A 25,254-nucleotide genomic window follows, 5' to 3' on the forward strand; every position below is an offset into this window, starting at 1 on the left:
CCAGACACCGTATCCCTGATAACGCTTCATGTAGAGGCGTCGTTAGGAATAAACAACGACTCTAAATACGGAGGTTGGTCATGTACATCCAGTCGGCCCATGCTGATACTTTTGCGCGGGATAACCTGCCACCCATTGATCGTCAGCCCGAGTTTCTGCTCGCGGGCTCCGAGTACCCTGAGCGAATTAACGCCGGCGTTGAGCTCTGCGACCGGCTGCTCGACCAGGGCCACGGCGAACGCATTGCCCTAGCGGGCAACGGACGACGGCGCACTTATCAGGAACTCACCGAGTGGACCAACCGCCTCGCCCATGTGCTGGTGGAAGATCTGGGTGTGACTACCGGCCAGCGGGTGTTGATTCGCTCGGCCAATAACCCCGCCATGGTGGCCTGTTGGCTAGCGGCTACGAAGGCAGGCGCCGTGGTGGTCAACACCATGCCCATGCTACGCACCAAAGAGCTTTGCCAGGTGATTGATAAGGCCGAAATCAGCCTTGCTCTCTGTGATACCCGCCTGCTGGATGAGCTGGTTGAGTGCCAGGCACTGAGCCCAGCACTTACGCGTATTGTCGGCTTTGATGGCACCGCCAATCATGATGCGGAACTTGACCGCCTGGCACTCAGCAAACCTGCCACTTTTAATGCCGTGGATACCGCCGCCGACGATGTGGCGCTGCTTGGATTTACTTCGGGCACTACTGGTTCACCCAAAGCTACCATGCATTTTCACCGCGACCTGCTGGTGATTGCCGATGGCTACGCCAAGGAAGTGCTACAGGTAACCCCGGAGGATGTGTTTGTCGGCTCACCGCCACTGGCCTTCACTTTCGGCTTGGGTGGATTGGCAATCTTTCCGCTGCGCTTTGGCGCCACCGCCGTGCTGCTCGAACACGCCTCCCCACCCAATATGATGGATATTATCCGCGAGTATCAGGCCACGGTAGTATTTACCGCACCCACGGCTTACCGGGCCATGCTCTCCGTACCCACTCGTCATGAGGATTTAAGCAGCCTGCGCGTCGCGGTTTCCGCTGGTGAAACCCTGCCCGCGCCGATTTATCATGACTGGATCAAGCAAACCGGCACGCCCATCATTGACGGCATTGGCTCGACGGAAATGCTGCATATCTTTATCTCCAACCGCCTGGATGACCATCACCCCAACTGCACCGGTAGACCGGTAACAGGCTACCAAGCACGTATTGTTGATGACGCGATGAATGATGTACCTCGCGGCACGGTGGGTAAGCTTGCCGTACGTGGCCCTACCGGCTGCCGCTATCTAGCCGATCAGCGCCAGCAAAAATACGTCAAAGATGGCTGGAATATTACCGGCGATGCGTTTTATCAAGATGAAGAGGGGTACTTTCATTTCGCCGCCCGCAATGACGATATGATTGTCTCGGCGGGCTATAACATCGCAGGCCCTGAAGTGGAGGCGGCACTACTGGCCCATCCCGCTGTTAAAGAGTGCGCGGTGATTGGCGCACCCAGCGAAGAGCGGGGTCAGATTGTCGAGGCTTTTGTTGTTCTAAACGATGGATTTCAGCAAGATGAAGAGTGTCAGCAAATGTTGCAGGACTTCGTGAAGCAGACCATCGCGCCGTATAAGTACCCTCGCTCCATACGATTTATCGAGGCACTACCTAAAACAACCACGGGTAAGGTTCAGCGCTTCCGGCTGAGCCAGGAACATTACCCCAGCGCTGACTCTCCCTGCACCCATATAAACAGCACCAACGTATAACCCTCTAAGCAATAAAACGATTAAAAATGAGGAATGATCCATGAAAATGATATCCTGCTTTGGCCTTGGCTTACTGCTCTCCTCCAGCCTGGTAACAGCTCACGCCGACGACGTTAAAATCGGTATGATCACTACCCTTTCAGGCGGCGGTTCGCATCTGGGTGTGGACGTTCGCGACGGTTTCATGCTGGCGCTAGAGCAGTCGGGTCGCGACGATGTGGAAGTCCTGATCCAAGACGACGCTAGACGTCCTGATTTGGCGCGCAGTTTGGCCAATGAGTTTATACAGCGTGATGAGGTCGACATTCTGACCGGCATCATCTGGTCCAACCTGGCAATGGCGGTGGTCCCCTCCGTGACTCGCCAGGGCACCTTTTACCTCTCACCCAATGCCGGGCCCTCCGATTTAGCGGGTCGCATGTGCCACGAGAACTACTTCAACGTCGCGTATCAGAACGACAATCTGCACGGCGCCATGGGTGCCTACATGCGCGAACAGGGTTATGAGCACCCGATCATCATGGCGCCTAACTACCCGGCAGGCACCGATGCGCTGGCGGGCTTCAAACACCTTTATGAAGGTGAGGTCGTCGGTGAGCTTTATACCCAGATGGGCCAGACCGACTATGCAGCCGAAATCGCCCAGATTCGTGATAGCGATGCCGACAGCCTGTTCTTCTTCTTGCCCGGTGGCATGGGCATCTCGTTTATGAAGCAGTGGGAGAGCTCCGGCGTTGAGATGCCGATCTTTGGTGCCGCCTTCTCGTTTGACGAAATCCTGATCAAGGCGGTAGGCAGTGCGGCGATTGGCGCACGCAATACCTCACTGTGGGCTTATGACCTCGAAAATGACGCCAACGCTCGCTTTGTAGAGGGTTTCCAAGCCGCCTATGACCGCATGCCGACGCTTTACGCGGCACAGGGTTACGACACCGCTAACCTTATCCTCAGCGCCCTCGACGTTGCCCACCCCGATGATCAAGACGCCTTCCGCGAAGCACTGCGGGCCGCTGACTTTGACAGCGTGCGCGGTGAGTTCCGCTTTGGCCCCAACCAGCACCCCATTCAGGATATCTACGTGCGTGAAGTCGTGGAAGGTGACGATGGTGAACCCACCAATCGCCTGATCGGTGTCGCGATTGAAGATATTCAGGACGTCTACTTCGAAGAGTGCCAGATGTAATATCGCTGCGGCTGGGCGTGGTCGCCCAGCCTTTGCTCTTTTCCTTCGCAAAGGATGTTTGACGTGTCCGTTACCCTGCTAATTGAGCAACTACTTAACGGCGTTCAGCTCGGCACGATGCTGTTTTTGATGGCCAGCGGCCTCACCCTGGTGTTCGGGGTCATGGGGTTGATCAATCTTGCCCACGGCTCTTTTTACATGGTGGGCGCCTACGCCACGGCGGCGGTCACTGCCTCGACCGACTCTTTTCTGATTGGGCTGAGTGCAGGTATTGCAGCAGCGGCATTGGCCGGCGCGTTAGTGGAACTGATTGTCATACGCCGCCTCTATCACCGCCCCCACCTTGACCAGGTATTGGCGACGTTTGCACTGATACTGATTTTTTCGGAAGGCACACGCTGGGTCTTCGGCTCATCGCCGCTATGGCTTAGCCCCCCCTCCTGGCTTACCGGGTTCGTCACCCTGCCGGGAAATACCCGCTATCCCATCTATCGGCTGATGCTGATTGGTGTGGGCATTACTATCGCGATTGCCCTGTACCTGCTTATCTCACGGACGCGATTAGGCATGCGCATTCGCGCGGGTGAAAGTGACCGCGAAATGATTGGTGCCCTAGGTGTGAATATTTCAAAGCTGTATACCGTGGTGTTTGCCTTGGGGGCTGCGCTGGCGGGCCTGGCCGGTGCGTTGGTGGGAGCACTACAGTCCGTGCAGGTCGGCATGGGCGAGCCGGTGCTGATACTGGCCTTTGTGGTCATCGTGATCGGCGGTATTGGCTCAATTAAAGGCGCACTATTCGGTGCGCTGCTGGTGGGTATTGTCGATACGCTGGGGCGCGTCTATCTGCCGCTTTTTTTCCAAGCCTTCATGCCACCTTCCGAAGCCACCGGGGTCGGTTCTTCACTGGCCGCGATGCTGATCTATATTCTCATGGCCGTCATTCTCGCGTTCAAGCCCAAGGGACTGTTTTCTGCCAATGACTAATACTACTCCCCTTTCTACTACTCCCCTTTCCCAGAACGCTGGCCGAGGCGCTGCTGACACTGTGCCAACCACTAGCACCGATAGCCACTTTGATCGCAAAGGACTTGTACAGTTAACACTGCTCGGCCTGTTATTTTTGCTTCCAGTAGCGGCTTACTTTCTGGGCCATGTTTACTACGTCAATCTTGCCTCGCGAATGACCATCATTGCCATGGCCGCCGTTGGCCTTAATCTGGCACTTGGCTATGGCGGCATGGTGAGCTTTGGCCATGCCGCCTATTTTGGTTTGGGCGGTTACGTGGCAGGTATCAGCGCCTATCACGCCTTTGATTTAACGCCGTTTATGAGCTGGCCCTTGAGTGTGCCGGGCAGTCATAGTTTGCTGGTGGTGTGGCTTGCAGCTGTCGCTCTGTGCGCGCTGCTGGCACTGGCGATCGGTGCCATTTCGCTGCGCACCACCGGAGTGTACTTCATCATGATCACCCTCGCCTTTGCGCAGATGATCTACTACTTTGCCAACTCCTGGCCCACCTATGGCGGTCAGGATGGACTGCCTATCTATATTCGTAACACCCTCCCGCTGGTCGACAGTAGTGATGCATTGACCTATTTCCTGATCTGCTTCACCGGGCTGGTACTGGCGATGGCGATCACCTCGCGGCTGATGAAATCCCGCTTTGGCGCTGCACTGACCATGGCGCGACTGAACGACGTACGCCTGGCAACAGCGGGAATCAGCCCCTACCCCATCCGGCTGGTGGCATTCGTTATCTCTGCGGCGATCACCGGGCTTGCCGGTGCACTCTACGCGGACCTGAACGGTTTTGTCAGCCCATCGATGCTCAGCTGGCACTTTTCCGGCGAGCTGATGGTCATTGTCATTCTGGGCGGTGTTGGCCGCCTTTATGGCCCGCTGGCCGGGGCGGTGCTGTTTGTGATGATGGAGACCTTCCTAGGAGGTATCACTCAGTATTGGCAACTTTTTTTAGGCTTGGTACTGCTGGGCGTGGTGCTGTTTGCCAAACACGGGGTGATGGGTTGGTTAGCCGGGAGGGAGCGCAATGAGTGATATCGTCCTCTCGCTGCAACAGCTGCATAAACGCTTTGGCGCGCTGCAGGCGACCCACGATGTTTCGCTGGATCTTCAGCAGGGCGAAATCCACGCCCTGATTGGCCCCAATGGCGCTGGCAAGTCGACCTTGATCGGCCAAATCGCCGGTAACATACGCCCGGATGAGGGCCGTGTTTTTCTAGCCGATACCGAAATCACCGGTATGAGCATTGCCCAGCGCGCTCGATTGGGGCTGGGGCGCAGTTTTCAGGTTTCCTCACTAGCAGAGCCCTTGTCGGTGATGCGCAACGTGATGATGGGCGTTCAAGCGCTGCAGAGCCACAGCTTTCGTTTCTGGAAACCCGTCGCCCGTGACCGGCATCTGCTTGAACCCGCGTATGCAGCGCTAGAGCGCATGCAGCTTAGTCATCGCGCCTGGACGCCGGTATTTGAGCTTTCCCATGGTGAGCGCCGTCAAGTGGAGGTGGCTTGCGCCCTGGCGCTTAAACCCCGCGCCCTGCTGTTGGATGAACCCATGGCGGGCCTGGGCCCGGAAGGTTCGGCAAAGCTGACCGAGCTGCTGGAAGCGCTGAAGCTGGAAGTGCCCATTCTGCTAATCGAGCACGATATGGAAGCGGTGTTTCGGCTTGCCGATCGTATTTCTGTGCTGGTCTCCGGTAGCGTTATCGCCCACGGCGATAGCCAAGCGATTAGGCAGGATCCGCGCGTTCGTGAAGCCTACCTGGGAGATTCTGATGCTTAAGGTTGCTGACATTGAAACGTTTTATGGCCCCTCCCAGGCGCTCTTTGGCGTCAACCTCGAGGTGAACGCCGGGGAAATGGTGGCGTTAATGGGCCGCAACGGCATGGGCAAAACCACCACTATTCGCTCAATCTTTGGCCTTACCCCGGCCAGCCGCGGCACCATTGAATTTGAATCCCAGAACCTGCGCCGCCTGCCCGCCTACCGTATCGCCAAAGCAGGATTGGGCTTGGTGCCTGAAGGTCGCCGCTGTTTTCCCAATTTATCCGTCCGTGAAAACCTGCTGGTCACCGCGCGCCCTGGTGAGTGGACACTGGAAAAAGTGGAAACGCTGTTTCCGCGTTTGGAGGAACGCCGAGCGCAAATGGCCAAGACCCTCTCTGGCGGTGAGCAGCAGATGCTGGCCATTGGCCGGGCGCTGATGACCAACCCGCGCCTGCTGGTGCTTGATGAAGCCACCGAAGGGTTAGCACCGGTTATTCGTCAGGAGATTTGGCGGGCGATTCGGCTGTTTAAGGAGCAGGGGCAATCGACGCTGCTGGTGGATAAGTCGTTAAGCGAAATCCTGCCTATCGCTGACCGCTGCACCATTCTTGAAAAGGGCAGCACGGTGTGGGTTGGAGAGCCAGCGGCACTGGACAGTTCGGTGCGTGACCGTTACCTGGGCGTGTAGTTGAGAATAAAGCAGGGAGGAAAACAATAATGGCGTTCACTACCCAGCGAAAAGTCCGTTTTCAGCACTGTGATCCAGCGGGAATTGTTTTTTATCCCCGCTATTTCGAGATGATTAACTCGGTGGTGGAGGATTGGTTTGAGGAAGTTCTGCACCACGACTTTAACCAGTTGCATGTGGAAACCGGGAGGGGTGTGCCTACTGCCGCTATCGACACGCAGTTCCATGCACCTAGCCGGTTGGGCGAACGGCTGACCTTTAAGTTAACGGTTCAGTCCGTGGGGCGTAGCAGCCTGACCATCCAGGTCGTCGCTTATTGCGGCGAGCAAAAGCGCCTAACCAGTGATTCAACCCTCGTATTTGTGGATTTAAGTAGCGGTAAGTCTATGCCATGGACCGAGGCAATACGCCAGCACATTACCGTCGATAACCTATAAGGATAGCCATCATGAGTGACGCCAACGTTCATCAGCTTTTGCACCCTTCTCATTGGAAACCGGCCATCGGCTACGCCAACGGCGTGCTCGCTTCCGGCCAGACGGTTTTTGTCGGCGGTCAGATTGGTTGGAATGCCGATCAGGTCTTTGAAAGTGATGATTTCGTTGTTCAGGTGAACCAGGCGCTGCAGAATATCGTGGCGATCTTAAAAGAGGCCAACGCAGGCCCTGAGCATATCGTCCGCTTAACCTGGTATGTGACCAACAAGCGGGAGTATTTAGCACGGCTTAAAGAGGTGGGCGGCGCTTATCGCGAGGTACTTGGCAAGCATTTCCCGGCGATGACCATGGTTCAGGTGGCAGGGCTTGTGGAAGATCAGGCTAAGGTGGAAATCGAAGCGACGGCGGTGATTCCGGCTGGTTAAGGACAATCAAAAGTGCCTCTAGCAGAGTACAAAGAGGTGCGCCGGATCGAAACAGCCTTCCGCGGGGGCGCTGTGAACCCGTCCTTGGGCGCTACTTTCGCCATCCATGGCGAAAGACCCCCGCTTCAGGCTATTTCGATCCTGTGATGAGAACGTTCATCATATCTACATAATTTTAATCAAGCGGAACGCTATCGTGAAATCCTTTAATCCACTCAACAAAACAACCATCGTTAAGATAGTGCTCAAGAATCGAGAAGTGATCGTCGTTGGGGAGTAGCTGCTGGGTGACCGTTTGGCCTTGCTCTCTCACATGCTCAGCATAGCAACTCATCTGGCGCTCAAACTCGTCAGACTCTAAGGCCCCTGCTACCAGATTTATCGGTGCAGCCACTTGGCACGGCAGCCATAGCGGGCTGAATTCCTGCACATCACGACCACTAAGTTGCAGCTTGGGCTGTAGCCACGACCAAGGAAAGGGGCGCAAGTCGTAGAGTCCGCTCACACATAGCGCGCCACGAATCAGTTGGTTGGGTAGACCAAAGCTGCCTTGCCAATCCGTTGACATCAGCATTGCGCATAAATGCCCGCCCGCCGAATGCCCCGAAATACTCAGCTGCTCCGGGTCAACGCCTAGCTCAGCGGCATGGGTGTAAACATAGGCCACAGCGGCCTGCGCCTGACGCACTAACTCACTAAAACGAACCTGGGGGCAGAGTGCGTAATTAACCACTGCCACCGTGATACCGGCTTTGACCAAATCATCGACGATAAAGCTAAATTCACGGTGACTCAGTGAGCGCCAGTAGCCGCCGTGGAAAAACACGTGCACGGGGGCGTGTGGGCTATTGGTATCAGGCGCACCGGCATGAAAGATATCCATGCGTTCTGCCAGCGAGGGGCCATAAGATAAATCGAGCGTTGTACGGTGAAGCTCCCGCGACGCTTCGCTACGCTCACGCCACGCCTTTACCAACACCGCCGGGTCTCGACCCAGCATCGGGTCGTAGGCGCGGTCGATCTCTTCTTGAGTCGTAAAGTGTTGATAAAGCATGTAAGTCTCCTTACCACAAACGCACGGCTAGCCCCGTTGTTTTAAAAACAGCATACGCAGCGGGGCGATTGCCAGAATGGCAAACCCAATCAACGTCCAGGCGGGTAGCGAGAGGCCAAGTAAGGAGAAATCGATGTTGGCGCACTCGCCAGAACCCGTTAACACCATGGCAACAACGTCCTGCATGGGCAGGATATCCATCATGTAATCGAGTCCAGGGCCGCAAGAAGGCACTTCATCGGCGGGCAAGCCTTGTAGCCATACATGGCGCCCGGCGATAAAGGCACCGGTGCCAACAGCAACCAGTGACAGCAGCCCGTAAATGACTTTACCCGCACGCCCAGCGGGGCTGTGGATAGCAGCAATCGCAAACACGATGCCCGCGGCGATCACCGCTACGCGCTGAAAGATACACAGCGGGCAAGGTTCATAACCGCCGATGTGCTCTAGCCCAAGGGCTACCGCCATCATTAAAACGCAGAAGGCTAAACCGGCCAGGGCTACCGAGCGAAAGGAGTGCAAAATCATTGACGAACCTCAGATGGCAGCGCCGACAGAGCGCGGGATTCACGTGCTTTAGTGAAATAGACCTGTAAGAACTCTTCAAACGTTTCTTTGTCAGCGGCTTCAATATCGTGCTGCTGCTGGTGCGATGTTTCGATCAACTGGGCCAGTAGCGCTTCGCGACTACGCTGCATCGGCTCGGCTTTCAATTGCGCGGCCTGCTCTTGAGCAAGGCTTAACATCAAATCGCTTAGCGAGCCGCCGTTCTCCTTCAGCCGTTGAAGCACTTGTGCCGATGGCGTTAGCGAAGGGTCTGCCAGGCGTGGAGCAAGGCTTGCCAGTGCGTCAGCATGAGGGGTTCCCTCCTCGACCGCATCCAGCAGGCGGGCGACTTCTCCCATCTCTGCGAATATCTGCTCGCCCCATTCCCGTACCGAGGTGGATTTACCGTGGTTAAACAGCGTGAGCTCCGGATCACGGCCGCGCTCAACCACCCAGCGACGGTTGTCGTCCAGACGGTCGCACTCTTCGTCGGATATCCATGGGCTGTCGCTGAGCAAGCACCACATCAAGAAGGTGTCCACAAAGCGCATCTGCTCTTCAGTGACGCCGAGAGGGTCGAAAGGATTCAGATCCAAACAGCGCACTTCGATGTACTCCACACCGCGTGCTTCGAGCGCCTGGCTGGGCGTTTCGTTGTGCTTGGCGACCCGCTTGGGGCGAATATCGCTGTAGTATTCGTTTTCGATTTGAAGAATATTGGCGTTTAGCTGGCGCCACTCACCATCCACGTGAACGCCCATTTTTTCATAGTCGAGCCACGGCGAAGAGATGGCATGGCGAAGGGTGTTAACGTAGTTAGATAGCGAGTTAAAACAGATTTTAAGCTGCGACTGCACCTTGTTTTGATAGCCCAGATCCGACATGCGTAGGGTTGTCGCGTAAGGCGCGTAGTAGGTATCGTCACTGAGGGAGTGCAGCTTTTCAGGCACTTTTTTGTCGTCGGGCAAAAAGCTCTTATCGATGGCCGGGGATGCGCCAAACAGATAAAGCAGTAACCAGCTATGGCGACGAAAGTGGCGAATCATGCCGAAATAACGGGTAGAGCGGTAATCGTTGAACGGGATATTGGTGGCTTTTTCCATTTCACGCAGGGCGTGCCACATATCATCCGGCAGCGATACATTGTAGTGAACGCCTGCAATCGCCTGCATGATGCGGCCATAGCGCATGTCCAACCCTTTACGGTAAACATGCTTCATGGTGCCCACATTGGAGCTGCCGTAGTCGGCAATCGGCACGCTGTCGTTACCGGAAAGCCTGGAGGGCATGCTGCCCGGCCAGATCCACTCATTTTCAAGATGGTGATAGGTGAAGGTGTGCAGGTCAGAAAGAAAGCACAGCGCTTCGCCCGGCAGCGAATAAACCGGCGTAATGTACTCTAACAGTGACTCTGAATAATCCGTGGTGATATGCGGGTGGGTTAACTTGGAGCCCAGCGCGTGGGGGTGCGGCGTTTGCGCAATGTGGCCATTGGCATCAACCCGTAGCCCCTCTTTCTCAAGTCCACGACGCAGGCGGCCCAACCGACCAAGGCGCGCACCGGGGATCAGGCGCTCGACTTGCGCGGTCAGCGCAGATGGCACAGTGAGTGGTTCAGGCAAGATGAACACTCCTTGTCAGTAAAGCCCGCCGTAAGCGGGCCTTGTTGTAGTCAGGTGGCATCGCCATCATCGCTGTTCGAAAGTAGACAACAGGATATGGCGGCAACGATCATTTTTTCAAGGCGCGCGACTATTTGCCGCCACGTGCTTTTAGCAAAGCAGCCCCCAGCGCGCCCATGGGCGCTGGTTCGTCGGTCTTGGCGCTATTACGTTGGTTCCGAGACGGGTTGCGGTTGGCCTTCCGCTGATCTCTAGTTGAGCCATCGTGCTTATTAGCATCGTTTTCTGCCTCTGGCTGGTCATCCAGGCGCATTGAAAGCCCCACCCGCTTGCGGGGTATGTCCACACTCATGACTTTGACAGTCACAATATCCCCTGCCTTAACCACGCTGCGTGGATCGTCGATAAAGCGATCCGACAGCGCTGAAATATGTACCAGGCCGTCCTGATGGACACCGATATCCACAAAAGCACCAAAATGTGTCACGTTGGTAACTGTGCCTTCGAGCACCATGGAAAGCTTGAGATCGTTGAGTGTTTCGACCCCTTCGCGGAACTCGGCAGCTTTAAACTCTGGGCGCGGGTCGCGGCCGGGTTTATCCAGCTCTTTGAGAATATCGCTGACCGTTGGCACCCCAAAGCGCTCATCGGCAAAGTCGGCTGGCTTTAACGCTTTCAGCGCAGCGCTATCGCCAATCAAGCCGCGCACTTCACGGCCGCTCTGCTTAGCGATACGCTCTACCAGTGGGTAGGCTTCAGGGTGTACGGCGCTGGCATCCAAGGGGTTATTGGCATTATGGATACGCAAGAAACCCGCACACTGCTCAAAAGTTTTTGCGCCCAGTCGGCTGACGTCTAACAGCTCTTTTCGACTTTTAAAGGCGCCTTTGGCATTGCGCTGGGCAACGATATTTTCGGCCAGCGCAGCACTCAGCCCCGCTACCCGAGAAAGCAACGCGCTGGAGGCGGTGTTGAGATCGACGCCCACGGCGTTAACACAATCTTCAATCACCACTTCAAGGCTGCGGGAGAGTTGAACCTGGGAGACATCGTGCTGGTACTGGCCAACGCCGATGGATTTGGGCTCGATTTTCACCAGTTCGGCAAGCGGGTCTTGCAGGCGACGGCCGATAGAGACCGCGCCACGTACCGTGACATCGAGATCGGGCATTTCACGCGAGGCGTACTCAGAGGCGGAGTAAACCGAAGCGCCCGCCTCAGAGACCATCACTTTGCTTAAGCGGTGTGCGGGGGCCAGTGCTTTGAGCAGTTCGCCCGCCAGCTTGTCAGTTTCACGACTGGCGGTGCCGTTACCCACCGCAATCAGCTCGATGCCGTGCTGTTTCACCAGCTTAGCCAGCACGCTCAAGGCTTCATTCCACTGATTTTGTGGCGCATGGGGGTAGATAGTGGTGTGATCGACAAACTGCCCAGTGGCATCGATGACCGCGACTTTACAGCCGGTACGCTGGCCGGGGTCGATGGCCAGAGTGACTTTCTGACCCGCCGGTGCCGCCAGCAGCAGGTCTTTCAAGTTGGCGGCAAACACTTCAATCGCGGTTAATTCGGCCTGCTCGCGTAGACGCCCCAGCAGCTCGGTTTCCAGGGCGGTGTAGAGCTTTACCCGCCATGTCCAGCGCACCACTTCGGCCAACCATTTATCCGCCGGGCGGCCCTGATCACTGATACCAAACTGCTTGGCAATCGTGACTTGAGCGGGATGAACGGGAGCCTCCTCTTCGCCGGGCAGCCGGATTGACAGGCTTAACACCCCTTCATTGCGCGCACGGAACATGGCCAGGGCACGGTGGGACGGCGCTTTGGCGAGTTTTTCATCGTGCTCAAAGTAGTCGGAGAACTTGGCGCCCTCCTGCTGCTTGCCTTCCAGCACCCGGGCGCTTAGTTCGCCCTCTTGCCATAGTCGTTCACGCAGTTGGCCAATGAGTTCGGGATCTTCGGCGAAGCGCTCCATCAAAATCTGCTTGGCGCCATCCAGGGCGGCCTTGGCATCTTCAATGGCGGGAATATCGCCCTCTGCTGGGCGTAAATAGTTCGCCGCTTCGCTGTCAGGATCAAGGGATGGATCGGCAAGCAGCGCATCCGCCAACGGCTCAAGCCCTGCTTCGCGGGCGATTTGTGCTTTGGTGCGGCGCTTTTTCTTAAACGGCAGGTACAGATCTTCCAGCCGCTGCTTGGTCTCGGCGGCGTCAATGCTCGCTTTAAGCGGGCCGTCTAGCTTGCCTTGCTCGTCGATGGCGGCCAGTACGGCGGCTCGGCGCTCTTCCAACTCACGCAGGTAGCGCAGGCGCTCATCGAGCTGGCGCAGCTGGATATCGTCCAGCGCGCCGGTGACTTCTTTACGGTAGCGGGCAATGAACGGCACGGTGGCGCCACCATCCAGCAGCTCCACCGTAGCCGATACTTGCTCGGGACGTACGCCAAGCTCAGTGGCTAGGCGGGAAATAATACGCTGATTGACATCCATAAATTGCAACTAACTCATGCAGCATTTTTAAGTGTCCACAAGGTATCACAAACCCGCTACGGCTGGCATAGCTTGAGGCATTAGCGGCGCCACCCGTGGTCGTCCCAAAACGGCCGACGTGATTCACGCTGAACCGCTTCGCGACTAATGCCAATATCTTTAAGCATATCGTCGCTTAAATGACGCAAGGTCTCACGCTCACGACGCAGTTGCTGCCAGCGATAGAGCCTTTCCCGCCAGGTGACTCTCGGTTGCCGTTTCTCAATCGACTGGCACTGTTGGTTTTGCAAGCAGTGTAACGAGCGCTCCATTTCAACCTCCCTTCGCCGCTAGATACGGCGGCATGAATAAGTGTTGAAGGAAGTATTGAACAGCGCCTACAATCAATCCAACGAATACTCTTTATAAACAACATCAGAAATATTGATACCCATGGCCACACTACCCACCATCGATCACGAGCTGCTGCGTACCTTTGTTGCCATAGTTGACCAAGGCGGCTTCACCCGCGCCGCTCAGACGGTGAACCGCACCCAATCGGCCGTGAGTATGCAGATCAAGCGGCTTGAAGAGGACGTTATTCAGCGTCCGCTGTTTGTGCGCCAGAGCAAGCCGCTGCAACTGACCAGCGAAGGCCACACGCTGCTTGGCTATGCGCGTAAAATTTTATCGCTGCAGGGAGAGGCGCTAACGCTTCTGCGCCAACCCGATATGGTGGGCCGCGTACGCTTGGGCGTACCAGATGACTATGTAATGCGCTTTCTGCCCGGCATTCTGAAAACCTTTTCCCAGGCCTGGCCGTTGGTGGATGTGGATGTCCACTGCGCCCCCTCGTCAGTGCTTTCCCAGCAGCCGCAAGGAAGCCTGGATCTGATTATTATGACGCGGGAGATAGGCGATGAGATTGGCACCATCTTAAGGCGTGAGGCGACCGTGTGGGTATCGGCGGAGAGTCACTGCACCCATTTACAGACACCGGTACCGCTTGCCCTATTTGAAGCCCCCTGCTTTTGTCGCCGCCATGCCTGCAACGCGCTTGACCGCGCAGACCGGGCTTATCGAATTGCTTACAGCAGCCCAAGCCTGGCAACGCTGCAAGCTGTTGTTGGGGCGGGGCTGGCTGTTTCTGCCTGGATGCGCAGTCTAGTTACCCCCGATATGCAGATATTGGGGGTAAAAGAGGGGTTTCCCGAATTACCCGAATCATCCATCGTGCTACTGCGCACCGCCTCTACACAGTCACCCATTATTGATAGTTTGGCTGAGCATATTGTTGAAGGGTTTAGGCTTTAATTGGCTGAGGTAAGTCGCCTGCCGTCGGTTGATAAAGGCAGGAGCGGTCTAGCTGTGAAAGGCTGGTCAGCCCCAGCAGCGCCATGTTGCGCTCGATTTCACGCTGTAATAGATCAGCCACATGCTCGACCCCGGCTTGCCCTGCGCAGGCGGCCGCGTAATTGAAGGGGCGACCGACAAAAACAAAGTCGGCGCCTAGTGCCAGGGCCTTGATGACATCAGTGCCACGCCGGAAACCGCTGTCGATCATAATGGGGATATCACTAATGCGGCGTTTAATCTCAGGTAGCACCTGCAGTGGAGAGATCGTGCAGTCCAATTGGCGAGCGCCATGGTTGGAAAGAATAATGCCATCGACCCCCGCTTGGTGGGCGCGTACGGCGTCTTCAGGGTTGAGAACGCCTTTGACGATCAAGGTATCGGGCCAAAGGCGCCGCACCAGATCGAGATAGCCCCAGTCGAAATGGCGCCGCCCCGAAAAATCCCGCGCGGCTTGACGAGATATGACGGGGGCACCCCGTTCGGCATAATTGTTCTCAAAGTGCGGCATGCCATGCTTCCACAGCGTGCGCAGGAAGGTATTAATCAGCCAGTCTGGGCGCATCAATCCATCAAACGCTAAACGCAGGCTTGGTTCCAGCGGGGAGGAAAACCCCGAGCGGCGAAAATTATCGGGATTAGGCGGTACCGGGTAATCAAGGGTGACCACTAGCTTTTTAAAGCCAGCCCGCTGGATCCGCGCAAGCAGCGCTTCGATACCCTCAGGCGTTCCCGGTAGGTAGGCCTGAAACCAATCGGCTCCTTCCACTTTGGCTACTTCCTCCATGGGCACCAGCGAAGAACCGCTCATGATCATGGGCAGATTTCGCTTGGCGGCGGCTCTTGCCAGCACTAGGTCTCCTTGATACGCCGACAGTGCGCTGATCCCCATGGGGGCGATACCGAAAGGCACTGCGTAGCGTTTGCCATAGAGCTCGGTGTGCAGATCAATCTGCGAAACGTTAACAAACGCTTTAGGTAAGAAGCAGTACTCATCAAAAGCGGTCAGGTTCGCGTGCTGGGTTCGCCCATCCTCGGCGACATGGTCGATATAGCCAAAAATTGGCCGGGGCAGCTTCCGACGCGCTAGCCGCTCAACGTCGTGTAGATTATGGATACCTGAGAGCTTTTTTTGAGCAATCAGTTGTTGAAGCTTTCCTTTCACACAACGCTCCTAATCATTGTTTTATATCGCTCCCAACGATCATGCTCGCTTCTTCAAGCAGGCACGAAGCGTAAAGCAACGCCGTTGTTACACCAGCGCAGTCCAGTGGGGTCGGGGCCGTCTTCAAAGACATGGCCTTGATGGCCACCACAGCGGGCGCAGTGGTATTCGGTACGAGGCCACACCAGTTTAAAATCCAGCTCGGTGAGCATATGCCCTTCTACGTGCTCGAAAAAGCTTGGCCAGCCTGTACCGGAATCATATTTCATTTCACTGGTAAACAGCAGTAGATCGCAACCAGCGCAGCGATATTCGCCCTCTCCCCACTGCTTGTCTAAAGGGCTTGAAAAGGCGGGCTCTGTGCCATGGTCGCGGAGAACGTCATAGGCTTCATCCGAAAGCCGTTCGCGCCACTCGTCTTTACTCAGTTCCAGTTTTTCCAGACCTGGGGCGGCTTCCAGGTCAAGGCGTGGAAAGCCAAACGAGATCCCGGGCAACGCTCCTACAATGCCTGTGAGGCCTGCCAGACCTAAAAATTGACGTCTTTTCATGGGTGTAGCTCCCATCATGCTTGGCGAGGTAAGTAGCCAATAAAAATGGGACAGTGCCATAGCGCTGTCCCATTTTTCTATCTTTTATGACTACTTAGTCGTTCTGGCGTTCGACTACTTACACCGATCCAGTGATTTTTTAGAGCGTCTAACGTGTAGGTCAGTTGCCCTTCAGGTTAACTGAGGTCCAGCCTGAATGATTGCTTCGTTGACGCCTTCGAACTTTTTGAAGTTATCGACGAATTTGGTCGCCAGCTCTTTAAGGTGGCGGTCGTAGGCATCCCGATCTTGCCACGTTTCACGCGGGTCGAGCAGGCTGGAGTCGACACCAGGTACGGCCACCGGCACTTGTAGATTGAGGCCGTCGATATGTTTGGTATCGATGTCGCGAAGTACGCCGGACTGAATCGCACTGATAATGGCGCGAGTGGTCGGAATGGAGAAGCGAGCGCCACCTTCACCGTAGGCACCGCCGGTCCAGCCGGTATTGACCAGGTAGACCTGGGCATCTTTTTTCTCGACGCGCTTGATTAGCAGGTCTGCGTACACACGGGCGGGACGCGGGAAGAACGGGGCGCCAAAGCAGGTAGAAAATGTGGCGGCGAGACCTTCCGAGGAGCCCATTTCAGTGGAGCCCACTTTAGCGGTGTAGCCGGACAGGAAATGATAAGCCGCCGCTTCTTTGGAAAGAATCGACACTGGGGGCAGTACGCCGGACATATCGCAGGTCAGGAACACAATGGCATTCGGCTCGCCCGCCAGGTTTTCGGCTACGCGCTTCTCAACGTGCTCTAACGGGTAGGCGGCGCGTGAGTTTTGAGTCAGGCTATCGTCGGCGTACTCAGGCTCACGGCGGTCGTCCAGCACCACGTTTTCCAGTACGGTGCCAAACTTGATGGCATTCCAGATGACCGGCTCGTTCTTTTCGGAAAGATCGATACATTTGGCGTAGCAGCCACCTTCCATATTGAAGACGACTCCATCCCCCCAAGCGTGCTCGTCATCGCCGATCAAGAAACGCGCCTGATCCGCCGAGAGCGTGGTTTTACCGGTGCCAGAGAGACCGAAGAAGAGGCAGGTTTCGCCATCTTCGCCAACGTTCGCGGAGCAGTGCATGGGCAGCACGTCGGCGGCCGGGAGCAGGAAGTTCTGCACCGAGAACATGGCTTTCTTCATTTCACCGGCGTAGCGCATACCCGCGATCAGCACTTTTTTGTCGGCGAAGTTGATGATCACACAGCCATCAGAGTTGGTGCCGTCGCGAGTAGGGTCACACTCAAAGTCTGGGGCGTTCACAATCGTCCACTCTTCTTTAACCGCTGGGTTGTAGGCCTGAGGGCGTACAAACATGGTGCGGCCAAACAAATTTTGCCAAGCGGTTTCGGTAGTGACGCGTACCGGAAGATAGTGAGCGGAATCACTGCCCACGTGCAGCTCAGAGACAAAGTGCTCTTGGCTGACCAGGTAATCATTGACCCGATCCCACAAGGCGTTGAACTTGCCTGCGTCGAAGGGCTGGTTAACATTGCCCCAGTCGATTTGGCTGCTGGTGGAGGGCTCGTCGACGATATAACGATCTTTCGGTGAACGGCCGGTACGTACGCCGGTCTTGACTACCAAGGCACCGTTGGCGGAGAGGCGGCCTTCGCCACGTGCCACTGCACGCTCGATTAGTTCGGCGCTGCTGAGATTAACGTGGGTTTGGGGAGCGGCTTGAGTCGTGGTCATGTCGATTCCTGGGCTTCTCTCGATTTACCGGGCGTCACCGACGCCTTAAAGTCATCCCAGCCACTGCAAAACCGGCTGGGCGCGCTGAAGTTCGGCGCATTATGGCAAAAAGAAAGCCCCCAGGAAACGGGGGCGAAGATCAAATATGTTGTAGTTAAACTACTACATAGACACTACATTTTGTGTTGCAGTGCAGTAAGAATTCATACAGCCGTTTGCAAGAACCGCCAAAATCATTGAATACAATGGCGCTCCTAGTACGGCAGGTAGACGCTTTGGCATACGCTTTCGACTACACACTTAGTGAATCGTGGGCGGTGGCGCTTCGGGGTCGTCCAACAAAGTTTCAATATCCGCTGCTGTGTAGTGATATTTCGTGTGGCAAAAGTGGCATTGGGTATCAATAGCCCCCTGCTCGTGCAAAATATCGCGCAGTTCCTCCTTGCCCAGAGAGTGCAATGCGTAGCTCATACGCTCCCGGGAGCAGGTGCAGCCAAAGCGCAGTGCTTTGGGCTCAAAAACGCGCACGGTCTCTTCGTGGTAGAGACGATGCAGTACCTCGCGCTGCTCAAGGCCGAGCAGCTCTTCTGTTTTGATCGTATCGGCAAGTTGTACGCTGCGATCCCAGGCATCCACATCCTGGTTTTGTGACTCTTCGGGTAACCGCTGCAGCAGTAATCCGCCCGCGCGCTTCTCATCGGCGGCCAGCCAGAGACGGGTTGGCAACTGCTCGGATTGGCTGAAATAGGCTTCCAGGCAGCCACCCAGTGACGCTTGATCCAGCGCAACAATGCCTTGATAGCGATTACCTTCGCGGGGATCGAGGGTAATCACGATCTGGCCTTCGCCCACCAGCTCACGGAAGCTGGCACGCTCACTAGGCAGCGCGGCGTCTTCTGCTATGCGGGCAATCGCGCGCAGTTCGCCACCGGGATTGGATTCGGCCATCAGCAGTGAAAGGACGCCGCGCCCGCGGACTTCGATACTCAGCGTGCCATCTAACTTAACGGTATCGGTAAGCAGTGCCACAGCGGCTAACAGCTCGCCTAGCAACTCATTGACCGCCGGTGGATAGGCGTGGCGATCCAACACTTCGTGATAGGCGGCCGCCAGGGTGACGATCTCGCCGCGGACATTTGTGTGATCGAACATAAAGCGTTGAATTTGATCGGACATAATTGGGCAACCTAATGTTTAACTGGGTAACTAAAGCCGCGGGATTATTCTCCCGGTTGGCGCTGAAAACGCTGAATATCGCGGCGCTGCTTTTTATCGGGGCGTTTAAGGGGGTGCTGCATCGCTTCGTTGGTAAGCCGCCGGATTTCGGCTTCTTTAGCACGACGCTGCACGCTCTCTTCGGTTTCCGCATAGAGCGTGCGCGCTTCTGGCGCGCCGCGGCGTTGATCAGAGAGGGATAATACTTCTACCTCCAATATCTCCCAGCCCTGGGGCACGCGAATAAGTGCACCGATTTCCACCTGTTTGCTGGTTTTAGCGCGGCCACCGTCGTAATTCACTTTCCCGCCCTCGATGGCTTTTTTGGCCAATGCGCGGGTCTTAAAAAAGCGTGCGGCCCACAGCCATTTATCCAAGCGTACGCTGTCACTCATTTAGGCACTCCTTGAGTTGCTGACACCTGTTGAGGAAGCTGTTCGGGTAGCAGATGCGCAAAGCGGTCTAGGGCAATAAATTCCTGTAACTCTTTTTCAGGCCGCTGGCTGTCGGGCTGTTTAATGCCTAGCAAATGCTTAATGCCAAACTCTCGAGCGCTCTCTAACACACGGGCGTTATCATCGATAAACAGCGTACGCGCGGGATCAAAGGCCTCAATTTCCTGCAGGGCAAACCAGAATGCTTGCTCCTCTTTGGCGGCTCCTACGTCCTCAGAAGAGACAATAGCGTCCAGGTAGCCTTCTAGGCCGGTGAGGGGTAGCTTCAGGGCAAGACTGGCGCGATCGGCGTTAGTGGCGAGCACGACCCTCGGGTGGGCCTGTTTGAGCCATTTGAGGAAATCCAGAGCGTCGCTACGTAGACCGATCAAGTGCTGAACTTCGCGCTTCAGAGCGACGATATCCACACCCAACTCGCGGCTCCAGTACGCCAGGCTGTACCAGTTTAGGGTGCCCTGTCCGCTAATAATGCGTGCGCGCAGCGCTTCCTGGGAGGCCTCATCCAGTTGGTGCAACTCACGGTAGCGCCGCGGCAGATGCTCCAGCCAAAAGTGGCTGTCGAAGTGTAAATCCAGCAGCGTGCCGTCCATGTCTAAGAGGACGGTGTCTATCTCGCGCCAATCAATCATTGCCGCTCCAGTCACGTTAGGAGTAAGCGTGCTATTGTAGCGTAACCGCCTTTTACCAGCCATGGAGGCCCACTGTTATGTCGACGTTCCCGCCAACGCACAACCCCTTCAATCACCCTGACGATGCCAACGTTAACCGCTCGGGGTACCAGCAAAAGCCACAGATTTTGGCGCGCAAGCGCGTTGCCGAAAGTCGCTTATTCCAGATTGAGTCATTGGATTTGCGCTTTTCTAATGGCGAGGAGCGCCAATTTGAGCGCTTAACCGGCGCTGATCGCGGTGCGGTGATGATGGTGGCGATGCCCGATCCCGACCATGTGCTGCTGATCCGGGAATATGCCGCAGGGTTTGAAGATTATGTGCTGACCCTGCCAAAGGGGCTGGTCGACCCCGGTGAAGATATTATCACCGCAGCCAACCGCGAACTGATGGAAGAGTGCGGCGTTGGCGCGCACCGTATTGAGCCGCTGGTCGAGCTTTCATTGGCACCTAACTATATGCGCCACCGCATGCAGGTACTTCTCGCCACCGACCTTTACCCAAAGCGCCTACCGGGAGATGAGCCCGAGCCGTTAATTGTGGAAACCCATGCCATCGAGGAGCTACCCGCCCTACTGTTGCGCGAAGATTTTCACGAAGCCCGCGCCATCGCCGCACTCTATATCGCCCGAGACCGGTTGCGGGAAGAGAAGCGCAATAACGAGACGGATTTGCTTTAAAACACTGGTTGGTTTTGACGAAAGTAGTCATAAATAGAACAGCGGCTCCCCGTCACTGACGAGGAGTCCGGAAATACCATTAAGCACTTAAACCATGTCGATGTGCTTTAGCGTCAGCATAGATCCGTGTTTGCAAGGGCAACAGTGCTTTGCGAAGCGAAATGGTAGTATCAGCCAGCCCCCATCGCTTGCTAGGAGAATATCTGCCTTGGGCAAGTACATCGTCGCCCCCCAGCAGTTGGTGGTATCGACTGGTCAACTGCTGCAAATGTCGTGCAGTATCACGCCGACAGACAGGGTACTGGCTGAGCAATTCGAGCACACAGAGCGAACGCTGAAACGCCTCAAGTGGCACGACGGAACGGAGTGTTTCGAGCTCAGCCCACGTTGGCTGATAACCTTTATACCAAATGGTTTCCGCAAGTTGCTTAACGTCTTCAACCGCATTTTCAAGCGAGCGAGCCCCCACTTGGTATAGCAGCTTGTGTTTGACAGAAGCTTTCATCACTAACCCTCGCTACCATGATAGTCGTCTAGCATCACCTTAAGGTTACCCGAAATGCGAGTTCCATCCCCCACATAGTAGCTGATTGCTTCTCGAGCTAACCGTTCAAATTCTTCGATGTTTATATACGGAAGCTGCAGCAGCGTTAGGATTTCATTTTGATCACGGTCACCAAAACGCCCAAGTTTGGTAATTGCCACATCAAGCGCACTTGCGACGTAGACTTCTACGTTGGGTACATGGCTTTGTGTCACTAAGCGAATGACGCGATCTTCGTAATCTTCATGTAAAGGAGCCAGCGTCGTATTGAAGCTAGCATCCAGTTCTAGCATTTGCACTACGCCATCTTCATCTGTGAAAACATAGGTGTCTTCATCTAGGAGCGCAACAATGTCAGATTTTTGGCCAAACCATGGGACGCGACCTCGGCGTCTATATCCGCACTCCCCCGCGCTTGAGAATGAATGTGAACCGCGCAACCCCCAAAGACAATCACTTGAAAGATGCCTTTCTCACCACTTGCATACACGGGCTCAAGCACATCGAAAAACTCGACGAGCGCACGCCCTAACGCTGTACTGGGCTCAATTATCGGGTATTCACCAGGTTCTATCGGCATGTTTCCCCCTAAAAAGCCCGTAACGAACACTGCAACAGCGGTTGGGACTAGCTTAACAAACCTAATGGTAGTAGTGATCCCTAACCCCGGCACCGCTTCGCGCTGCTTTCGCGCCGGGCCGCCGCTGCGGGTGCGCTGACGCTTACGCCACGCTACGAAAACCTAAAGATTCAGTTCGAGCACGTACCGTAGCGCGTGGTAACGAATCTCGCGAGGCACGAGCGAATGAGGCACCCGCGGGAGGCGGCGGAACGACGCCCAATGGCACGGAACCAACCCCGGCACCGCTTCGCGCTGCATCCACGGGTGCGCTGACGCTTACGCCGCGCTACGAAAACCCACTCACGACTCACTCCTCACCCCCTCACATCAATGATTTTTCAATGCGATCCAGCGCCTTTGTCGGTGGCTGTCGAGGCCTGCTTCCAGCAGGGCCATTGAGCGCAGGGCATCGTCGACACTGACCGGTAGCGGCGTTTTATCACGGATAGCGGCGGTGACGCCTTGGTAATAGGCAAGGTAGTCTCCCGACAGAGTTGGAAGTTCACGACGCGTTAGCGGAGCGTTTTCGCCCTCTCCTTCGCGCAGTGTCAGGGTGCCATGTTGGGTATCTTCGCCCCATTGGGATGTCGGCACTTCGCCTGCTTTTAAGCGATCCTCTTGAGGGTCTAAACCGTATTTTATGAAGCTGCCTTGGGTGCCATTAATCCGAAAGCGTGGCGTCGGTTCCGCCACCAGCGTGCCCGCTGCCAGGGTAACCCGAAAGCTTTCGTAGTCGAGCAGTGCCAGGAAGTCATCGTCGGCCTTGGCGCCATCCCGCAGTGCGCCTAGCTCCAGCAGGATTGCGTGGGGCATGCCAAACAGTTCGCAGGCTTGATCCAGAAGGTGTGGGCCCAGATCGTACCAGATACCACCACCGGGGGAGGCTTTCTCGCGCCAACGGTCACGAACTTCCGGACGGAAGCGGTCAAAATGGGATTCAAAATTCACCAGCCGACCTAATGTCCCCGCCTTAAGCAGATCTTTAACGGTCAGAAAGTCGCTATCCCAGCGGCGGTTGTGGAATACCGACAACAGACACTCTTTGTCATCTGCCAACTTTTTGAGCAGTTTGCCTTCTGACAGCGTGACCGTAAACGGCTTATCGACCACGACGTGCTTGCCCGCCGTTAAGGCCGCCTTGGCGAGCGAAAAATGCGTGTCGTTAGGGGTTGGGATAACAATCAAATCAATGTCAGGGCGCTGGCATAGCGCCAGCGCTTGGCTCTCAACCTCAACATTGGGAAGAGACGCCTGCACCTTGGCGGCATCGCTTGACGACACTGCCACCAAATCCAGGCCTTCCGTGGCCTGGATCAGCGGTGCGTGGAAGGTTTGGCTAGCGAAACCGTAGCCAACTAATCCAACGTTAATAATCGCCTTCATTTGATTCCTTACTCGGATTGTTGCGAATGTCGATTGCGTGTATCAGCTGCGAGTATCAATCGAGCTTGCTTAGATCCCGAACCGCCCCTTTGTCGGCGGAGGTTGCCAACAGCGCGTAGGCTTTAAGCGCTGGGGTGATCTTGCGAGGACGCTGTTCGACTGGCTTCCAGGCAGTGACACCTTTGGCATCCATCGCTTCGCGGCGAGCCGCCAGCTCAGCGTCGGTCAATTTGACATTGATCGCCCGGTTGGGGATATCGATACGGATCAGGTCGCCCTGCTCAATCAAACCAATCGCGCCACCCGCTGCGGCTTCCGGGGAAACATGGCCAATGGAGAGCCCTGAGGTGCCCCCCGAGAAGCGCCCATCGGTCAGCAGCGCGCAGGCCTTGCCTAGCCCTTTGGATTTTAGGTAAGAGGTCGGGTAGAGCATTTCCTGCATACCGGGGCCGCCTTTGGGGCCTTCGTAGCGAATCACTACCACATCGCCCTCTTTGACCTTATCCGCCAGCACATCGGCAACGGCCTGATCCTGGGACTCCACCACATGGGCGGGGCCTTCAAACACCAGGATTGAGTCATCGACACCGGCGGTTTTGACCACACAGCCATCCAGCGCGATATTGCCGTAGAGCACCGCCAAGCCGCCCTGCTGTGAGAAGGCGTGTTCAAGGTCACGAATACAGCCGGTAGCGCGGTCGCCATCCAGACTCGGCCAGCGAGCACTTTGGGAAAACGCCGTTTGGGTGGGAATGCCGCCCGGCCCGGCTTTAAAGAACTCAACCACTTCAGCGCTTGGCGAGCGCATGATATCCCACTCATCCAGCGCGGCTTTGAGGCTATCGCCGTACACGGTGGGTACCGACGTATCCAGCACCCCGGCACGATCCAGCTCGCCTAGAATGGCCATGATACCACCGGCCCGGTGAACGTCTTCGATGTGATACTTCTGGGTATTGGGCGCCACTTTACATAGCTGAGGCACTTCACGGGAGAGGCGGTCGATATCCGACATGGTAAAGTCCACCTCGGCTTCCTGGGCCGCCGCCAGGAAGTGCAGGATGGTATTGGTCGAGCCGCCCATGGCGATATCCAGGGTCATGGCATTTTTAAACGCTGCCTTGGAGGCAATGGCACGGGGCAGCAGGTGCGCCTCGTCGCCTTCGTAGTAGCGCTTGGCCAGCTCGACAATGCGATGCCCCGCGGTTTCAAACAGGCGGCGGCGATCCGAGTGAGTGGCCAGCACCGTGCCGTTGCCCGGCAGCGCCAAGCCCAGCGCTTCAGTCAGGCAGTTCATTGAGTTGGCGGTAAACATACCCGAACAGCTGCCGCAGGTGGGGCAGGCGCTGCGCTCTACTTCCGCCAAGGTCTCATCGTCTACGCTGTCGTCAGCAGCCATGACCATGGCATCGACCAGATCCAGCCCATGGTTGAGCAGCTTGGTTTTACCCGCTTCCATGGGTCCGCCGGAAACGAAGATAACCGGAATATTGATGCGCAGAGCGGCCATCAGCATTCCTGGGGTAATTTTGTCGCAGTTGGAAATACACACCAGCGCATCGGCGCAGTGGGCGTTGCACATATACTCGACGCTGTCGGCGATCAGATCACGGCTAGGCAGTGAGTAGAGCATGCCGTCGTGGCCCATGGCGATGCCATCGTCCACCGCGATGGTATTAAACTCTTTGGCAACACCACCGGCTTTTTCTATCTCACGCGCCACCAGCTGGCCCATGTCTTTTAAGTGAACATGGCCCGGCACAAACTGGGTGAAGGAGTTGGCAACTGCAATAATCGGCTTTTGAAAATCACCATCCTGCATACCCGTGGCACGCCATAGCGCGCGGGCACCGGCCATATTGCGGCCAGCGGTGGTGGTACGTGAGCGATACTCTGGCATAGCGTCCTCTACTCTCTATTTCTACTGTCTATTATTTATC

At 56.1% G+C, this 25,254-nt stretch carries 26 protein-coding genes; 10 read left to right on the forward strand and 16 right to left on the reverse strand.

The genetic code is table 11. The features are described from left to right. The first annotated feature begins 80 nt into the window (after nt 1-80). The 8 genes from ACT3UM_RS21635 (at nt 81) to ACT3UM_RS21670 (ending at nt 7,264) form a co-directional block, all read left to right on the forward strand. A complete protein-coding gene (locus ACT3UM_RS21635; protein ID WP_498902118.1) occupies nt 81-1,748 on the forward strand; it encodes a benzoate-CoA ligase family protein in 1,668 nt (555 codons plus the stop codon). A gap of 40 nt (nt 1,749-1,788) precedes the next feature. Beyond that, nucleotides 1,789-2,931, forward strand: coding sequence for an ABC transporter substrate-binding protein (locus ACT3UM_RS21640; RefSeq protein ID WP_498902119.1), 1,143 nt, complete (start codon nt 1,789-1,791; stop codon nt 2,929-2,931). 63 nt (nt 2,932-2,994) lie between these two features. After that, nucleotides 2,995-3,915, forward strand: a complete 921-nt coding sequence (locus ACT3UM_RS21645) for a branched-chain amino acid ABC transporter permease (protein ID WP_498902120.1) — start codon at nt 2,995-2,997, stop codon at nt 3,913-3,915. Then, the gene (locus tag ACT3UM_RS21650; RefSeq protein WP_498902121.1) at nt 3,908-4,984 is read left to right on the forward strand and encodes a branched-chain amino acid ABC transporter permease; all 1,077 of its coding nucleotides are present in this window, start codon (nt 3,908-3,910) and stop codon (nt 4,982-4,984) included. Before ACT3UM_RS21645 ends, ACT3UM_RS21650 begins: the two co-directional genes overlap by 8 nt. Next, nucleotides 4,977-5,729: an ABC transporter ATP-binding protein gene (locus ACT3UM_RS21655; protein WP_498902122.1), complete on the forward strand. Its 753-nt coding sequence runs from the start codon at nt 4,977-4,979 to the stop codon at nt 5,727-5,729. The genes ACT3UM_RS21650 and ACT3UM_RS21655 overlap by 8 nt, the downstream gene beginning before the upstream one ends. Further along, nucleotides 5,722-6,402 (forward strand): ABC transporter ATP-binding protein, encoded by a 681-nt coding sequence (locus tag ACT3UM_RS21660; RefSeq protein WP_498902123.1) that lies wholly within the window; start codon nt 5,722-5,724, stop codon nt 6,400-6,402. Before ACT3UM_RS21655 ends, ACT3UM_RS21660 begins: the two co-directional genes overlap by 8 nt. 29 nt (nt 6,403-6,431) lie before the next feature. After that, nucleotides 6,432-6,839: an acyl-CoA thioesterase gene (locus tag ACT3UM_RS21665; protein ID WP_498902124.1), complete on the forward strand. Its 408-nt coding sequence runs from the start codon at nt 6,432-6,434 to the stop codon at nt 6,837-6,839. Nucleotides 6,840-6,850: 11 nt separating this feature from the next. Further along, nucleotides 6,851-7,264, forward strand: a complete 414-nt coding sequence (locus ACT3UM_RS21670) for a RidA family protein (protein WP_498902125.1) — start codon at nt 6,851-6,853, stop codon at nt 7,262-7,264. A gap of 175 nt (nt 7,265-7,439) precedes the next feature. Here ACT3UM_RS21670 and ACT3UM_RS21675 read toward each other — a convergent pair whose 3' ends face one another. The 5 genes from ACT3UM_RS21675 to ACT3UM_RS21695 all read right to left on the reverse strand — a co-directional run bounded on the left by ACT3UM_RS21675 (nt 7,440) and on the right by ACT3UM_RS21695 (nt 13,282). Beyond that, nucleotides 7,440-8,318 (reverse strand): alpha/beta hydrolase, encoded by an 879-nt coding sequence (locus ACT3UM_RS21675; protein WP_498902126.1) that lies wholly within the window; start codon nt 8,316-8,318, stop codon nt 7,440-7,442. A 27-nt stretch (nt 8,319-8,345) separates the two neighbouring features. Then, nucleotides 8,346-8,846 carry a disulfide bond formation protein B gene (locus ACT3UM_RS21680; protein WP_498902127.1) on the reverse strand — a complete coding sequence of 167 codons (501 nt, stop codon included), beginning with the start codon at nt 8,844-8,846 and terminating at the stop codon, nt 8,346-8,348. Then, nucleotides 8,843-10,486 (reverse strand): glutamate--cysteine ligase, encoded by a 1,644-nt coding sequence (gene gshA / locus ACT3UM_RS21685; protein ID WP_498902128.1) that lies wholly within the window; start codon nt 10,484-10,486, stop codon nt 8,843-8,845. The genes ACT3UM_RS21680 and gshA overlap by 4 nt, the downstream gene beginning before the upstream one ends. Nucleotides 10,487-10,616: 130 nt before the next feature. Then, nucleotides 10,617-12,971, reverse strand: coding sequence for a Tex family protein (locus ACT3UM_RS21690; RefSeq protein ID WP_498902129.1), 2,355 nt, complete (start codon nt 12,969-12,971; stop codon nt 10,617-10,619). A gap of 80 nt (nt 12,972-13,051) precedes the next feature. Then, nucleotides 13,052-13,282, reverse strand: a complete 231-nt coding sequence (locus tag ACT3UM_RS21695; RefSeq protein ID WP_050713691.1) for a DUF1127 domain-containing protein — start codon at nt 13,280-13,282, stop codon at nt 13,052-13,054. Between the two features lie 121 nt (nt 13,283-13,403). On the opposite strand from ACT3UM_RS21695, the gene ACT3UM_RS21700 reads away from it, so the two are divergent. After that, nucleotides 13,404-14,264, forward strand: coding sequence for a LysR substrate-binding domain-containing protein (locus ACT3UM_RS21700; protein WP_035577865.1), 861 nt, complete (start codon nt 13,404-13,406; stop codon nt 14,262-14,264). Here the strand turns inward: ACT3UM_RS21700 and ACT3UM_RS21705 are convergent. The 6 genes from ACT3UM_RS21705 to yrfG form a co-directional block, all read right to left on the reverse strand. Further along, the gene (locus tag ACT3UM_RS21705; protein ID WP_498902130.1) at nt 14,254-15,468 is read right to left on the reverse strand and encodes an alpha-hydroxy acid oxidase; all 1,215 of its coding nucleotides are present in this window, start codon (nt 15,466-15,468) and stop codon (nt 14,254-14,256) included. The genes ACT3UM_RS21700 and ACT3UM_RS21705 overlap by 11 nt on opposite strands. Nucleotides 15,469-15,521: 53 nt before the next feature. Then, a complete protein-coding gene (gene msrB / locus ACT3UM_RS21710) occupies nt 15,522-16,019 on the reverse strand; it encodes a peptide-methionine (R)-S-oxide reductase MsrB (protein ID WP_498902131.1) in 498 nt (165 codons plus the stop codon). 171 nt (nt 16,020-16,190) lie between these two features. Beyond that, on the reverse strand, nt 16,191-17,747 hold the full coding sequence (locus tag ACT3UM_RS21715) for a phosphoenolpyruvate carboxykinase (protein ID WP_498902132.1): 1,557 nt from the start codon (nt 17,745-17,747) through the stop codon (nt 16,191-16,193). Between the two features lie 300 nt (nt 17,748-18,047). Continuing rightward, nucleotides 18,048-18,923: an Hsp33 family molecular chaperone HslO gene (hslO, locus tag ACT3UM_RS21720; RefSeq protein WP_498902133.1), complete on the reverse strand. Its 876-nt coding sequence runs from the start codon at nt 18,921-18,923 to the stop codon at nt 18,048-18,050. A 44-nt stretch (nt 18,924-18,967) separates the two neighbouring features. Then, nucleotides 18,968-19,357 carry an RNA-binding S4 domain-containing protein gene (locus ACT3UM_RS21725; protein WP_498902134.1) on the reverse strand — a complete coding sequence of 130 codons (390 nt, stop codon included), beginning with the start codon at nt 19,355-19,357 and terminating at the stop codon, nt 18,968-18,970. Further along, on the reverse strand, nt 19,354-20,046 hold the full coding sequence (gene yrfG, locus ACT3UM_RS21730; protein WP_498902135.1) for a GMP/IMP nucleotidase: 693 nt from the start codon (nt 20,044-20,046) through the stop codon (nt 19,354-19,356). Before yrfG ends, ACT3UM_RS21725 begins: the two co-directional genes overlap by 4 nt. Before the next feature lie 77 nt (nt 20,047-20,123). Here yrfG and nudE point away from each other — a divergent pair, with 77 nt between their 5' ends. Next, entirely contained in the window at nt 20,124-20,765 is a 642-nt protein-coding gene (nudE, locus tag ACT3UM_RS21735; RefSeq protein ID WP_498902136.1) for an ADP compounds hydrolase NudE, read from the forward strand. Between the two features lie 79 nt (nt 20,766-20,844). Here the strand turns inward: nudE and ACT3UM_RS21740 are convergent, their stop codons facing one another. The 5 genes from ACT3UM_RS21740 to ilvD form a co-directional block, all read right to left on the reverse strand. Further along, on the reverse strand, nt 20,845-21,270 hold the full coding sequence (locus ACT3UM_RS21740; RefSeq protein ID WP_498902137.1) for a hypothetical protein: 426 nt from the start codon (nt 21,268-21,270) through the stop codon (nt 20,845-20,847). Nucleotides 21,271-21,272: 2 nt separating this feature from the next. Beyond that, on the reverse strand, nt 21,273-21,602 hold the full coding sequence (locus ACT3UM_RS21745) for a DUF6036 family nucleotidyltransferase (RefSeq protein WP_498902138.1): 330 nt from the start codon (nt 21,600-21,602) through the stop codon (nt 21,273-21,275). Nucleotides 21,603-21,646: 44 nt separating this feature from the next. Further along, nucleotides 21,647-21,889, reverse strand: coding sequence for a hypothetical protein (locus ACT3UM_RS21750; RefSeq protein ID WP_498902139.1), 243 nt, complete (start codon nt 21,887-21,889; stop codon nt 21,647-21,649). 369 nt (nt 21,890-22,258) lie between these two features. Continuing rightward, complete coding sequence (locus ACT3UM_RS21755; protein ID WP_498902140.1) at nt 22,259-23,314, reverse strand: oxidoreductase; 1,056 nt, start codon at nt 23,312-23,314, stop codon at nt 22,259-22,261. Nucleotides 23,315-23,369: 55 nt separating this feature from the next. Continuing rightward, on the reverse strand, nt 23,370-25,214 hold the full coding sequence (ilvD, locus tag ACT3UM_RS21760; RefSeq protein WP_498902141.1) for a dihydroxy-acid dehydratase: 1,845 nt from the start codon (nt 25,212-25,214) through the stop codon (nt 23,370-23,372). Between the last annotated feature and the right edge of the window lie 40 nt (nt 25,215-25,254).

Origin of the sequence: Halomonas sp. AOP13-D3-9, assembly GCF_052379125.1 — a bacterium.
In the GTDB taxonomy this organism is placed as follows: Bacteria; Pseudomonadota; Gammaproteobacteria; order Pseudomonadales; family Halomonadaceae; genus Vreelandella.